The organism is Turicibacter bilis, from assembly GCF_024499055.1.
Lineage (GTDB): Bacteria > Bacillota_I > Bacilli_A > MOL361 > Turicibacteraceae > Turicibacter > Turicibacter bilis.
The window spans coordinates 851,779-866,302 of sequence record NZ_CP071249.1 but is presented as its reverse complement, the minus strand read 5'-3'; the positions used below and the strand labels follow the sequence as shown (position 1 = coordinate 866,302).

General features: G+C 34.5%; 12 protein-coding genes. 9 read left to right on the top strand and 3 right to left on the bottom strand.

Annotated features, from left to right (window positions below; all coding sequences use genetic code 11):
* The first annotated feature begins 725 nt into the window (after nucleotides 1-725).
* The gene (locus J0J69_RS03995; RefSeq protein ID WP_068758863.1) at nucleotides 726-1,202 is read left to right on the top strand and encodes a hypothetical protein; all 477 of its coding nucleotides are present in this window, start codon (nucleotides 726-728) and stop codon (nucleotides 1,200-1,202) included.
* An 84-nt stretch (nucleotides 1,203-1,286) separates the two neighbouring features.
* Entirely contained in the window at nucleotides 1,287-1,565 is a 279-nt protein-coding gene (locus J0J69_RS03990) for a hypothetical protein (RefSeq protein WP_055243809.1), read from the top strand.
* A 243-nt stretch (nucleotides 1,566-1,808) separates the two neighbouring features.
* On the opposite strand, the gene J0J69_RS03985 is transcribed toward J0J69_RS03990, so the two are convergent.
* Together J0J69_RS03985 and J0J69_RS03980 are read right to left on the bottom strand one after the other, a co-directional pair.
* On the bottom strand, nucleotides 1,809-2,126 hold the full coding sequence (locus J0J69_RS03985) for a hypothetical protein (RefSeq protein ID WP_055243811.1): 318 nt from the start codon (nucleotides 2,124-2,126) through the stop codon (nucleotides 1,809-1,811).
* 334 nt (nucleotides 2,127-2,460) lie between these two features.
* A complete protein-coding gene (locus J0J69_RS03980) occupies nucleotides 2,461-5,169 on the bottom strand; it encodes an LTA synthase family protein (protein ID WP_212725014.1) in 2,709 nt (902 codons plus the stop codon).
* A gap of 623 nt (nucleotides 5,170-5,792) precedes the next feature.
* Between J0J69_RS03980 and J0J69_RS03975 the strand changes: the two genes are divergently transcribed.
* The 4 genes from J0J69_RS03975 (at nucleotide 5,793) to J0J69_RS03960 (ending at nucleotide 9,716) form a co-directional block, all read left to right on the top strand.
* Nucleotides 5,793-7,034, top strand: a complete 1,242-nt coding sequence (locus J0J69_RS03975) for a glycosyltransferase family 2 protein (protein WP_068758859.1) — start codon at nucleotides 5,793-5,795, stop codon at nucleotides 7,032-7,034.
* A gap of 9 nt (nucleotides 7,035-7,043) precedes the next feature.
* On the top strand, nucleotides 7,044-7,832 hold the full coding sequence (locus J0J69_RS03970) for a TMEM164 family acyltransferase (RefSeq protein WP_212725668.1): 789 nt from the start codon (nucleotides 7,044-7,046) through the stop codon (nucleotides 7,830-7,832).
* Between the two features lie 458 nt (nucleotides 7,833-8,290).
* Nucleotides 8,291-8,854 (top strand): LemA family protein, encoded by a 564-nt coding sequence (locus J0J69_RS03965; RefSeq protein WP_212725016.1) that lies wholly within the window; start codon nucleotides 8,291-8,293, stop codon nucleotides 8,852-8,854.
* Nucleotides 8,855-8,915: 61 nt separating this feature from the next.
* Entirely contained in the window at nucleotides 8,916-9,716 is an 801-nt protein-coding gene (locus J0J69_RS03960) for a TPM domain-containing protein (RefSeq protein ID WP_055243824.1), read from the top strand.
* A gap of 446 nt (nucleotides 9,717-10,162) precedes the next feature.
* On the opposite strand, the gene J0J69_RS03955 is transcribed toward J0J69_RS03960, so the two are convergent.
* Nucleotides 10,163-11,587 (bottom strand): PTS transporter subunit EIIC, encoded by a 1,425-nt coding sequence (locus J0J69_RS03955; RefSeq protein WP_212725667.1) that lies wholly within the window; start codon nucleotides 11,585-11,587, stop codon nucleotides 10,163-10,165.
* 502 nt (nucleotides 11,588-12,089) lie between these two features.
* Between J0J69_RS03955 and J0J69_RS03950 the strand changes: the two genes are divergently transcribed.
* From J0J69_RS03950 to J0J69_RS03940, 3 genes are all read left to right on the top strand, one after another.
* On the top strand, nucleotides 12,090-12,905 hold the full coding sequence (locus J0J69_RS03950) for an Rpn family recombination-promoting nuclease/putative transposase (RefSeq protein WP_212724628.1): 816 nt from the start codon (nucleotides 12,090-12,092) through the stop codon (nucleotides 12,903-12,905).
* A 46-nt stretch (nucleotides 12,906-12,951) separates the two neighbouring features.
* Nucleotides 12,952-13,122, top strand: a complete 171-nt coding sequence (locus J0J69_RS03945; RefSeq protein ID WP_156343967.1) for a hypothetical protein — start codon at nucleotides 12,952-12,954, stop codon at nucleotides 13,120-13,122.
* A gap of 447 nt (nucleotides 13,123-13,569) precedes the next feature.
* Complete coding sequence (locus J0J69_RS03940) at nucleotides 13,570-14,271, top strand: GIY-YIG nuclease family protein (protein WP_212725666.1); 702 nt, start codon at nucleotides 13,570-13,572, stop codon at nucleotides 14,269-14,271.
* Nucleotides 14,272-14,524 lie beyond the last annotated feature (253 nt).

The following is a 14,524-nucleotide window of genomic DNA, read 5'->3' as shown; positions in this document are numbered from 1 at the left end:
TAGCTTCAATAGAATGGTCTAGTTCAAATTCAAGGTGTTTGTTTTTAGGAGTGTAAATGATAACCTGATTTGATTCATTGATATAGTAGTGATAGCCTCTGAACAAGATGAGTGGATCATTCATCGGAGTTAAGGTTGAATCCATTTGAAATGGGTTGGCTATGATGATAATATTTTGGTAACTGTAATGTTGAGATGATCCTTATTCAAGTTAAGGGAATATCAGTTATTAAACTCATTATTAAATACAATGAAATCAGGTTGAATATCTAGATTTGTTAGTCTTTGATTTTTCGTTTCAAGGAGATAGATATCTCTGAATTGCCCTTCAATAAGGGGAGTTGTAGCATAATATCCATAGATTTAAGTATTGAGAAGATGAATGATAAACTAATTAAACTAAACAATAGAAATAAACTCAATAAAGAGAACCGCATCAGATGCCTCTTGTACCTTCATCTTTTTTAAACTGTTTGAGACTCTTTTTCACGAGGTATCTTTCTCCTTTATCAGGGGGGATATCATTTAAACAGACTACTTGAAATCATCACTTCTTGAAAAAGAAATGGTTGTTTTATTCCAGATGGGTGTAGGAGTTTGAGCAATTGTTTGGTATAATTTTAAGTAATCAGAATCAGGAGAAAGGTACGATATATTGGGGAGAAAAGAGAATGTGCCACGCTGTGCGAGATTGATAAGTAGTAATCAAGAAGGGATGGATGACTATGTTAAATTCTTATTTTTATTTAACGATGAATAATGATTCAATTGTTTGCCAACAAAATGCATTAAATGATGACCAAATTTTACGTGCGATTTTCTTAATTTTAAGCCGTTTGGAACGTGATCCGGATTTAAAGATGGCACGTCATTGGATGCTAGAAAGTGAAACATGCTCATTAGAAGAATTAGAACAAAAACTGTTAGAGTTTAAACGTTTAATTCATGATAAAGATGATAGTGAATTATTACTCGAGTTTGATGTGGAAAAAATTAATGTAAAGGCTCATACAAAACTTGTTGGAATGTTCTGTGCTATTGCTTACCTTTATACAGGATTAGATGTGGATGGCATCATTAAGAAGAATCTTCATCAAGATATGGTGAATAACGGAATTGAAAATATTAAGCGTCACTTAGATAAAGAAGGATTAAAACCACATCGTATTGTTAATCATGTAGTAAATAATCAAGTTTGTTAATTAACCGTTATTTTACAAAAGTTTAAAAATAATTTAATTCTCTTCAACGTATACTATTAATAGGACGAAGGGAGAGATTGTAGAATGATTGATAAACAAGCGGGGAATTTAGAAATCGATGTGTTTTCAGGGGGGAAATACGCGGTCACTATGAACGGGAAATCAAGTGAACGAAAAAATCGACTTGAAGAGATGCCACACCCAGATTTTATAAGTTATTTAAAATCGACTTGTCGTCAACGAAATGATGCTTTATTTTACAAAAAAATGACGTATAAACCACTCACCCCATTCAATCATCAAATCCATCAACACCTTATTCTAACGATGCGTACACAATATGAAGCGCGACCAAATAGCTAACAAAAAAGGGGGACTGTCTCAAAATGAGAGAGTCCCCCTTTTTAATCAGGATTTACCAAAATGGGACCATAAAGATGGAGTGATTTAATAGTTTATTAAATTGTAAATACTGATGATTTTGAGAGAGCCTTTTTGATCTCAGTGCAAGGAAGTTTCAGTGAGTGGCGAGGATTAAGTGAATGTTGAGTAAACGGAAAGGAGGTTAAGATTAAGAGAGAGTCCTTCCGACTGAAAGCTATTCCTTTACGGATTAAAAAATAAATATTTGATTGGACAATAGAATATCATGAAACACATAAGGATGATCAGATAAATAAGGATTGGATTAGGGTGATAGGGGAGGACCATTGCAGCAATGGTTGAACAGATTCCAAGTGCGATCCGATAGCCACCTTCAAAGAGGCAAAGTTCATCTTCATCAATCGAATGCTCATATCGCTCGCTTAACTCTTTAAGTTGAGAGGATTTCTTCGGAACCCAATTTAATAAAATCATCCCTGTTCCAATGAGGATGAGAGAAATTCCGATGGTAAAGAAAAATAAATGAATCATCCATATCATTTTGATCGCCCCTTTATTATTCATGACCTACCTTGTTGAAGAAATTATAGAACATTAAAGGTGTGAGATTTGTAGAAAAAGAGAGTAAAAAACAAAGTTCTGACTTTTAGTGCCAAATGTTCTGTTGAGTTAACCAGAGATAATGTTAGTGGAGATTTTTTTAGTATCATTTTTTAAAAGGGGTCTTATCATAAGTCGTTTGAAGCGTCAAGTTCGTGTTTAATAAGAATCGTTCATCAAAGGCATCCACTTTCGTTACATGAAGATGAAGAAAACTGTCAATGGTAGTTTCAATCAATAAAAAAATCGGAGGCCGGTTGGCGCTCCGATTTTTTTATTCAGGGATGGTAAAGAATGAAGATAAGGTATATTCTTTTCCTTCAAGGATATCATATTGAATAAGTTCAAGTATTAATAAGAGTTGCTCTTGATGCTCTGTGAGTTCATCCACTTGGTTTTGATTAGCATCTAATTTGAAATTGTTATGTAAGACGCTAAATTCTTCATATAAATCTAACAAGAAGACATAGAACGGTGATAAGGGTAAGTTTAATTCACGTAAAATTAAGGGTGCAATAAAAATTGGACTGACATCATCGATATTTTCAATTTGAAAATCATCCATATTCGACATGATTAACAGTGGCGTTTCAAAGAACAGTTTGGCACGCAAAGCATCTGTATCTTTTTCAATGTAGCCATGTTGTTCATGAATGTCCGACTGGAAGTTAATCAGATGATCGCCAAAGAAGATGACTAAGGTTGGTTCATCGTAGTTTTCAATTTTAGTGATAAACTCTTTTAATGCAAGATCCGTTTGCTTTAGCCCTTCTGCGTAAGTTTCCATTTCAGTATTGTGTTCCCCATTAGCATCAAGGACTTCAATCGTATTTTCACCAAACTTTTTATCAAAAATGGCAATATGATTGGCCATGGTTAATCCGTAAGCAAAGATGGGGCGATCGGCTGCTTCTAACTCGGCATAAAGCTCATCAAAGACTGATTGATCTGAGACATACTTCTGACTATCGATGTAGTCGAGATGTTTCATTTTATCAATGGATAAGAATTCATCAAATCCTAAAGCTGGATAAACTTGACTGCGTTTATAGAAGGCTGCATTATTCGGATGAATGGCAACCGAGGTGTAGCCCAATTGATCCATAAATGAAATAAAGGATGGGATTTCAGGTTTTGAGCTGAGTGCTTGTTGGAATGGAATGGTTCCTTCAAGTAAGAGCGAATTGGTGAACCCAACTAAATATTCAAATTCAACATTTGCTGTTCGATTTCCTTTAAACGGTGATAAGAAATGACCAGACGAATAAGTCTCTAGATACTGACGAAGATTAGGAAGCGGGTCTTCACTAAATGTTAATTGGTTGAAGACGGTTGGATCACTTAACGATTCACTCACAATGGTAATGATGTTAGGTTGTTGACTTAAATCAGCTGATTCATTATAGTCTTCGGCTTTCTTCGTATAGTAATCCATGATCTCTTGTAGGTTTGCTTCAGTATAATGGTCATTTTTGATCATTAAATCGTTTTGAAGATTTGTAATAAATCCAAATAAGAATCCATTTTGTTGGTAATTATTTAGCTGATTCCACTTCGTAAAGTAAACGGTACTGTTAACTAAAGGCTTAAGTGGTGACTTTTCATAATAGAAAATTGAGGCTAAGTAGGCGATAAAAATCGCGAAGAAAATGACTCTTAGCTTCATCGTCAATTTAAAGCCTTTGCGACAAATGAAGGATAGGACGACAAGTAAAGCAATGACGACGATGAGTCCGATGATGAGTGTCGGTGATAAGAGGTTTTTTACGTAGCCAATAATCTCATCTATATTTGAAATCATCGATAGATCTGATGGATAAATCGGTTCCCCAACGACTAACATTTTATAATAGTTGGCGATAGCCACGATCAACATCACGAGAGAAGAGAGGCTAATCGCTAGAATTAAGTTGTTAAAGAAGCAGAAGAAAAGCACACTAACCCCTAAAATAATCGTTGAGGCTAAAAACATTAAATTCACGTGATGAGCGATCCAAGTCATCGTTACATCAAGGTTTGGGAAGAAATAGATCACTTGCATCATTATGAGCATAAGTATCGACCATAATAGAAGATAAAAGATGGTGCGACACCAGTTGCGGGCTTGTTGATGGTTATCTGTGTGACATTTTTTAAATAAATATATTTCACTAGTCGTGATCAACACAAAGAATCCAGCCAATAGCTGAGGTCGGATGCTGACATTGGCTAGCCCAATCCATTTAAATAAGGCAATGAATAAAGCTGGTAAACTAAAATAGAGAATGGTCATTGAGTTTAAAGTTGAACCTGGAAGTTTAACTTGTTTTTTACGAATGAGGCTATTGATTAATGTTAATAAAGAAAGATAAACACTTCCAATCATCCCGATATAGGCTGGAATTAATAGTAGAAGATGATCACGAGAAACTTTGATTTTAATTTCTTGCTCCGTTGTACTGAACAAATCAACAGTTTTAATAAGACGTTCATTTCGGTAAATTGAAACTTTTCCTGAAGTATTCGTTTTTAAAAAAGAGATACTTACCGATTCATTGGTTAGATTAGCTAACGTCAGCGGTGAGGTCGAGGTGGTTGATAGTGTTTCTTTATAAGACCAATCCGTTGAATCATTAAAAGTCTCTAATGCGATACTTTCATTATTGACACTAATCTGATTGATTTCGATTGAATTAGCTTCTTCATTTGGAACAAGATGAATTGAATAAGGTGACGTTAAAAAAGAAAGTGGTCGATCAATTGTCAGATTAGTCCAGCCTAAGACGACAACTGTAACTAAAAGGGTAATCAATTGAAGCGGCTGTTTAAAGTTAAACACCGTTTTAAACGTCTCCCTTTTAATCAGATAATAGTAAATAACAAGCCAACCAATCGAAGCGATGATGGCTATTAGTAAATACTCTGTTTGGCTATTGACCCAAGAGAGGATTCCATAGGTGGTCAGACAGCCGATTAGGATCCTTAGTAATGTATTATTTTTCATGATTATTATTCCCTCCCTTATGATAAAAAATAGAAGGACCGCAACAGATGTGCGAGTCCCATTTCGAACGTTTAACTTAATTGATACTTTCTTATTTTAAAGCAATTCGAGCAAAAAAGATAGAAAAAAGTCGAATTAGATAACGGGAATTATTGACAATCTGATATCCTAATTAGACATTCTCACATATCAGTCCCCTACTTTTAAATATCAAATAACTGTGTCCCTTTTGTCGAAAAAACTATGGATTTAGTGTGAAAAAAATCTAAAGAAGATGGAGTTTTTGTATAGATATGTGACGATGACTTGATAAAAAGAGTCGTATCTTTTTAAATATAGAAGAGAAGATTTAAGAATGAGGCCAATTAACGATGGTTAGTTAACCATGAAATGGCAAACCATAATGAGTGGTGGTTAAATTGACCAGAATAAAGAGAGCATTTTATCCGTGACAAGCATGTCATCAGGTTTAAAAAAAGTGTCAAATTCTAAAAATCCTGGTATAATGTTGTTTTGTTGAAATGAATTGAAAGACAAAAAGGTTGTCTTTAAGTCATAAGAAAGTGAATGAGTGAGTTCTAAAAAGTATTATAATGACTGCTAGGTCAATTAAGGAGAGTACTATGGAAAAGATTATTTTGATTAACTTAGTGATTGCCATTATTTTTTGTATCTGCTATAGTTATCAATTTTTGTATGTCATCGTGTCTTTGATGAAAAAAGATAAACCTCATCAAGAGACGAAAGCACATCGTTTTGCTGTGTTAATCGCAGCCCGTAATGAAGAGACAGTCATTAATCATTTAATAGATAGTATTAATACACAGACGTATGATCAAGGAGAGGTCACGGTTTTTGTTGTCGCCGATAATTGTACGGATCAAACGGCAGCATGTGCTCGAAAGATGGGGGCTATTGTCTATGAGCGATTTGATCAAACAAAAATTGGAAAAGGGCATGCCATGGAGTTCTTACTCAATCAAATGGAAAAAGATTATGCACCATTTGATGGTTATTTCGTGTTTGATGCCGATAATGTCTTAGATCAAAATTATATTTTAGAAATGAATAAGACATTTTCGGATGGTTATGACATCATCACCAGCTACCGAAATTCAAAGAACTATGGGGACAACTGGATTTCTTCCGGATATGCCATCTGGTTTTTATGGGAATCGGAGTTTTTAAATCGAGGTCGTATGTTACTAGGTACAAGTTGTGCGGTTTCGGGAACTGGTTTTTTCTTTAGTCGACGTATCATTGAGAAATACGGCGGTTGGAAATTCTTTTTATTAACAGAAGATATTCAATTTACAGTGGATAATGTCTTAAGTGGTGAAAAAATTGGTTATTGTCGCCAAGCTATGCTTTATGATGAGCAACCGGTAAAATTCCAACAATCGTTCAGACAACGTATGCGCTGGGCGAAAGGATTCTTTCAAGTTTTTCATCGTTATGGACTAGATTTATTTAAAGGTTCTTTGCAACGTAATACCTCTTGTTATGACATGTTAATGGTCATCATGCCGGCGATTATTTTAACGCTTTTTACGCTTATTTTTAATGGGAGTATGATTTTATTTGGAGATTATACGACTTATCAAGACGATTTAATTATGATGATGATGGGACGTATGATTTTAAATATGTATTTGATGTTAGTCTTTATCGCGACGGTAACGACAGCCACACAATGGAAAAATATTCATACCACAAGCTTTAAGAAATTAGCTTACATTTTCACGTTCCCATTCTTCATGTTTACGTATATTCCTATTACGATTGTAGCGTTCTTTAAAAAAGTGGAGTGGCAACCGATTGAACATAGCCGTGCGAAAACATTGGCTGAGATTAAAGAAGGGTAGGCGTAGATGATGATGAGTCAGTTGGGATCATTATTTTTTGCTCCGTTAGATGCTTATCCCGCAGCGGGGATGTTTACAACCCCACATTTAATTTCACTCGTTGTTTGTTTAATCATCGTATTAGTGGCTTTAAAAGCCTCGTTAAAGAAATCATGGGAGCAAGTGATGAAACTGACACGTGTGATAGCCATTGTTGTGACGATTTTAGAAGGGGTGAAAATCGCCTATAACTTCTACTATGGTTATACATGGTTAGATGCGTGGTTTCCATTATCATTTTGCTCGTTATTCATTTACGCCACATGGATGAGTGGCTTTGGAAAAGGATGGATTAAAAAAGTAGGGGATGCCTTTATTGTGATGGGCTGTTTACTCGGCGGAATTGGTTTCTTATTAGTACCAACCACCTCACTGATGCGATATCCAATCTGGCATTTCTTATGTTTATATAGTTTGCTTTTCCATATGTTGATGATTTATCTAAGTGTTTTATACCTTTGGCATCGTCGCGTGCCGATCAATCGTTACACGTATGTTTATTTTAGTGTGTATTTCTTAATTTCAGCTTTAATTTGTATTGGATTAAATACGATTTATGACTCTAATCTCATGATTCTTCGTGAACCTTATAACGTTCCATTTCAATTTATTCAGGAGATTAAAGCTCAAAGTCAAATGGCTTACACGTGTTTAGCCACGTTAGCTTATCTCATCGGACCAGGATTATTTGCGTTTGGAATAAGTGCTTGGTTGAAAGCAAAAAAAGTAAATAACCAAACAAGTGACTTTTCTTATTAAGGAAGTCACTTTTTAAATGGTTTGATTCTTCAGTAAAACTGAAGGGCAATACGTTAGAAGTAGAAGGCATGTCTAGGCTGATCTCATCTTAGTAGAAGCATCTCATGTGGGATATCGATTTGGACTTAGTTGGTGTGAAAATGAGGGGTGAGGATGATTCTTCCTAAATGATGATGAGAGGCTAAAAAGAGAATGAATGGATTGAAGTTCAGGGAACACCAAGAATTGTTCAAGGTAGTTGCGCTAAATGGTTATATTTAAAAATCATACGTTTAACGATGAACGAAGAACGCAGAGTAGAAACTGTGACTCGATACTTCATCTTTTAAAGTGGCTGTCTTTTGTGGACAGCCTTTTAGATAGGTGATAAAAAACAATTGATGCGGTTAAAAACAGTATTGTTTACCAAATTTATGCTATAATAAATGTATTAAAAAGAAAATAAAGGGGTAAAATGAATGAAAAAAACAACTACTATTTTAATTGGAGTTTTTGTGATTATTCTATTAATTGCAGGTTATTTTATTTCTAGTTATAACGGAATTGTTGCAGCTGAAGAGGACGTTGATGCTCAGTTTGCAAAAGTTGAGACACAATTACAACGCCGTTTTGATTTGATTCCTAACTTAGTCAGTGCGACACAAGGTTATATGCAACATGAAAAAGACGTATTCACAGCTATTGCTGATGCACGTTCAAAATTAGCGGGAGCGACAACTGTCAATGATAAAGTTGAAGCGTCTAATGAATTAGAAGGAGCGTTATCTCGTTTATTAATGGTAGTAGAAAATTATCCAGAATTAAAAGCTGACACGCAATTTACAGCCCTAATGGATGAACTAGCTGGAACTGAAAATCGTATTGCAACAGAGCGTAATCGATATAATGAATCTGTTCAAACGTTCAATGCAAAAATCCGTAAGTTCCCAACTAGCTTTATTGCAAGTATAATGGGTGTTGAAAAACGCGATTATTTTGAAGCTCAAGCAGGTGCAGATCAAGCACCAAGTGTTAATTTTTAAGAGATAAAGGAAAGGGTTGCGAGGTTTGCAGCCTTTTTCAATATTTAAAAGGGTGAAAAGTATGGAACAAGTCATAAAGAAGTGTAGAGGATATAAGAAAATAAAGTTTACGTTGTTACCGAAGTTATTTTTATTGATCGTAACATTGGTTAGTCTTTTTAATCTGAGTTCGTTAGACATACAAGCAGTTGTGAATCCAGATCAAAGTTTTTATGTCACCGATAAAAGTCACGTCTTAACTCATCAAACAAAAGAACATATTTTAGAGATTAACTATGTGTTTGAAAAAACAAAGGAACGGCCACAAATTGCAGTTGTCATCATTCCAACACTGGATGGCAGTGATATTGAAACCTATGCGGTTAAGCAGTTTGAGAAAATGAAAATAGGGAATGAAAAATATGACAATGGGGTTCTTATTTTACTAGCAACGGAAGATAGGGAAATCAGAGTCGAGGTTGGTTATGGACTTGAAGGGGCTTTACCTGATGGAAAAGTTGGCCGAATTCTCGATGCGTCTATGGAAAACTTAGCATCAGGTCATTACTCGCAGGCGATTGAAGATATCTTTAATCAAATTGTTTTAGTTATTCAAGATGAATATGGGTATGAAGATGTCTTTAACGGGACCGTTCCTAAAGTTGAATCCGAAGAAATGAATGAGTTACCTATTTTTGGGATGATTATTGGTGTCATTGTTGTTTATTTTATCGTCTGCCGAGTGATTGGGATTAACTCAGTTGATGCGCTAATCTTACTGATTAACCTTCTTTCACAAGGGTCAAATCATTCTTCATCATCACATCAATCAAAAGGTGGAGGCGGCCGATCTGGAGGTGGCGGTGCCTCACGAAACTTTTAAAAAATAAATTAAAATCAGTTTTTTACTTATGAAACGATTAAACAGAGTAAATGAAAGGAGCTATCTTTGGCGAAGATAGCTCCTGTTCTATATACAAACAGAAATGTTTTCTACATTTAATACAGCAACCGAAATATGAGATGGTTATGCCGTGCAAGGCAGACTATAGTCCAGCTAAAAGTTTTTACGATGTAAAAAACTTATCTGGACTTATATAGTGACTAAACTAACAAGAATAAATGGAGTGTATTAAAAGGTTGAAGCCTGTTAAAGTCAGCTTTCTTTGACTCCATTAAATGAAAATTATCACAACGTATTCATATCATGCTTCAATTCTGTGTTCTATTTTAATTGATTGATGAGATTGAAGTTCAAAATGGATAAAATTTAAACAAAAATAAGTAAAAAGTGACTTTTCCTATTAGGAAGGTCACTTTTTTGATGAATTAGTTTTCTAACGATGTTTTTAAGATAGATGGACTTTGAGACACGACACATGCTTCTTCACGTTGTTTCTTCAAGGTCCAGAAAAAGGTTAAGCTAAATGAAACCGTCATTGAAATAATAATACAGATGATCGCATTGATTAGGTTAGATAATCCATCCTCCCCAATGTAAACTGGTAATGATAAAATCCCAGAAGTTGCTGAAACATAAGTTCTGACATTGGTTAATCCAGCCCAAATTCCAGCACAACCTCCACCAATCATAGCCGCAACAAGCGGATATTTTAATCGTAATGTCACGCCATACATGGCAGGCTCTGTAATCCCCATAAAGGCGGTTAAGCTACTAGGTCCAGCAATCGCTTTTAATGAACGATCTTTTGTTTGACAATAAATCGCAAACGTTGCAGCAGCCTGCGCCATATTTGAAGCAAACATTGGTAATCCCATTAACGTTGCATAACCAAGTGTGGCATACTGAGCGAGTTGAATCGGTAGTAAACTGTAGTGCATCCCTGTCATGACAAGTAACGGACAAATCATGCCCATCATAATCGGTAAAATCCATCCAACTTTTTGGTCCAAGATCTTAAATAGACTGGCTAATAAATCACCCGCCATCGTTCCCAGTGGGCCAATGGCAAGTAAAGCAAGCGGCGCCATCACGAGAAGAACAACCATTGGAACGAAAAAGATTTCAATTGATTTTGGTGTGTAACGTTTGACGGTTTTCTCAACGAAAGACATGACCCATGTAATTAAAATCATCGGAACAACGGATGCCGAATAAGTAGCGAGAACCATTGGGATTCCTAAAAAGGTAACGGCCTCACCGGCTGATTTTAGTTCGATGAGGTGAGGATGAAGTAAGATACCTGCTAATACGACGGCTAGATAGGCATTACATTTAAATTGCTTAGCAGCCGACATCGCGAGTAAAATCGGCATAAAATAAAAGGCTGCATCTCCAATAAAGTTTAAAACATAGTAATTTTGTCCTGTTTTATCAATCAGATTGGCTGCTACTAATAACGCGAGTAACGCTTTAATCATCCCGGCACCAGCAATTGCACCAATCACAGGCGTAAAAATACGAGAAATCGTATCAAGTATTCGAGAAATCAATGATGTTTTACGTTGATGAGAGGAGATGACCATAGACGGAGTAGACTGATCCCGTAAGCGTTCTAATTGTTCATACACTTGTTGAACTTTTGGTCCAATGACAATTTGAATTTTCGTCTGTTGAAGCACTACATTAATCACGCCATCTAATGTTTTTAATTGATTAACCTTCACGACATCCAGATTTTTCACATCTAAACGTAAGCGCGTCATACAATGCGACAAACTGAAAATGTTGCTACTTCCCCCTAACGCCTCTAAAATCATAGAGGCTAAATCATTTGTTTGTATTCTTTTCATTCTATGCTCCCCTTTTAATCTAAATATTATTTTCCATTTTAACATAATAAGGTAAAAAATAGAATGTTATGGATAAAAGTGTAAAATAGCGATCATTGGACAATAGATTTAAAGAGGAGGAAAGAAGCTCAGAGCTAATTTCATTTTTATAAGTCATGATGAAACTTTTTATTGTGATTTATATATTTATGATTAATGAATGATTGGGAGAGAATAAAAAAATCAATGTAAGAAAGTTTGGAGAAGTTAAGAGAAGAAATAAAAGATTAAAGGGACTATCTCGTATCGAGGGAGTCCCTTTAACTATAGGTTAGCTTTAAATCAAATTAAAGGTATTTCATCAGACTTAACGTATTTAAGAATGGGGGAAAGTTAAGTTGAATGGTGGTGTATAACGGGATATAACGCTAATTCTTTTAGTTATCCAATATTTTAAAAATAAAGGAAATCGATTATAATATAAGCATATAAGCAGAATCGATTTCAGAAGGAGTATCCTATCGTGAAATCAGGTGTTAAATCAGTTAAAGAATTAAATTTAGAGGATGACTTTTTATTTGCAAAAGTCATGACCGATGAGTCTATTTGTAAAATAGTTTTAGAAAAAATATTGAACATTGAAATTAAAGAAGTAAAAATGCCAGAAGAACAAAAGGTTATTAATATTCTTGCTGAAAATAAGGGAGTTAGACTCGACATCTATGTAAATGATGATCAAAATACAGTGTACAATATCGAGATGCAAAAGGGAACAGATACCAATCTTCCTAAAAGAAGCCGCTATTATCAAGGGAATATTGATATTAATATGATAACGAAGGGGAAGAAATACAATGAGTTACGAAAATGTTTCATCATCTTTATTTGTACGACTTTTGATCCATTTAAACAAGGCAGACATTTATATACCTTTGAAAATCGATGTAATGAGGATCCGAGGTTAGTTCTAGGTGATGAAACGACTAAAGTATTTTTGACAACGTGTGGGATACTTGATGATGTTGATCAGGAAATGTTAGAATTTTTAGCTTATATTAAGAACTCAACTGACAAAGTAGCGTCTGAATCTAAAAGTCAATTGGTTCATAAAATTAATGAGAAAGTACAATCAATCAAAGAAGATAAACGAACGGAGGTAGAATATATGACATTACTTGAGCGTGATGAAAGAAATCGTGAAGAGGGTAGAAATGAGGAAAGGCGCTCTGTTGCTAAAAATTTACTTCAAAGAGGTTTGGACGATGAATTTGTTTTTGAAACAACTAACTTATCTCTGGATGAGATTAAGAAATTAAGACAGGAATTGGAGCTTAATTAATAGAAGAAATTTAAGTTCAGAAGGTAAACGAACGGAGGTAGAATATATGACTTTACTTGAGCGTGATGAAAAGAACCGTGAGGAGGCGAGAAATGAAGAGCGTATTCGCTTCGCTCAAAAGTTAATTAAACGTGGTTGTGATGATGATTTTATTTTAGAAACAACAGAGCTATCAGTAGAAGTAATTAAAACATTAAGAAGTGAATTAGGTATGTAATTAATAAAGATAAAAGTCTTCTTACAGCTTTGTTTACTAAGGAGATTTTTTTATGTGATAACATTTTGGGGTAATAAAAAGTATTTAAGCTATTTCAGAAGTACGTGTTGCATTTGTATGGGAAATTTGTTATACATAGTAAAAAATCAAAGCAGCCATTGTATGAGATGGCCTATGATGATATCAAAATATTATATCAAATAGAGTACTTACAACTAAGAGAGTTGAGCAACCACTTAATGAAGCATTTAAAGAAAGAGGAATTTTAGATGAGTATTGCCTTACAAATATTATTAAATGATGAAGAAATCGATGGAAAAAAGACTGCATCGGTAAAGTATTCGTTGTGAGTATGTTCCAAGACACAAAGTCTCAACGTTTAAATCTGATTATGTCGCTGTTTATTTATTAATAGGAAGTGATGAGGAACAAGGAGATCTCATTTATGTGGGAGAAACAGAAGAAGCAGCAATACGCTTACTGAATCATGATAAGAAAAAAGAGTTTTGGGATTATGCTTATTTCTTCTTTAGTAATACCCATAACCTGAATAAAGCGGATGTTAAGTTTTTAGAGTCTAAAATTTATCAAGCAATTAAAGAAGCGGGTCGTTATAAATTAGAAAATGCAAGTATTCCAAAAGAAAGTCATGTTCATGACATTCGTCAAAGTGAACTGATGGACATGTTTAAAACGATTGAATTTATTTTAGGGGGAGCGTTTAATCTCTTTCCATTCAAAAAAGTCGATCTTCAATTAGAAGTCAATGAAACAAAAGAGAAAATTAATCATCTACAGCAGCAACTTGATGAACTTGAAAAAGAAACATTTTATATGACCCAAAAAGGAGCAGACGCCAAAGGCTATCTGCTCGGAGAAGGAAAAAAGTTTGTTGTTTTAAAAGGTTCAAAAACAGCTTCTATTGAAAAAGCGGCAAATAGTTTTAAAGAGATAAGTGCAGCTACAAACTTAGAACGCTTAAAGAAACAAGGAGTGTTACAAGAAATTGATGGATACTATCAATTTAATCAAACTCACATCTTTAATAGCCCCTCAGGAGCATCCGATCTTATCTATTTAGGAGCTACAAATGGATGGAAAGAATGGAAAAATAAAGAGGGAAAAAGTCTAGAGAAATTAAGAGAATAAATTCAAAGGTGGTTCGGAAGAACCACCTTTTTATGCAGTGAATTAAATAGTTTTTATCAAATTTTGAATATTTTATTTGAATAGAAGAATTCCCGTTTAATTAATTCTTAAACTCTTATATTTCTGTATTTAAAGTAATGTTAAATTTACGCTGTGTTAGACAATTTTATTGATAAGTAAAAATGATTACTATCAATGATTTTTACTTATTATTTTTAAAGATTTTCTCTACCACGAGTAGAAAAATAACTAA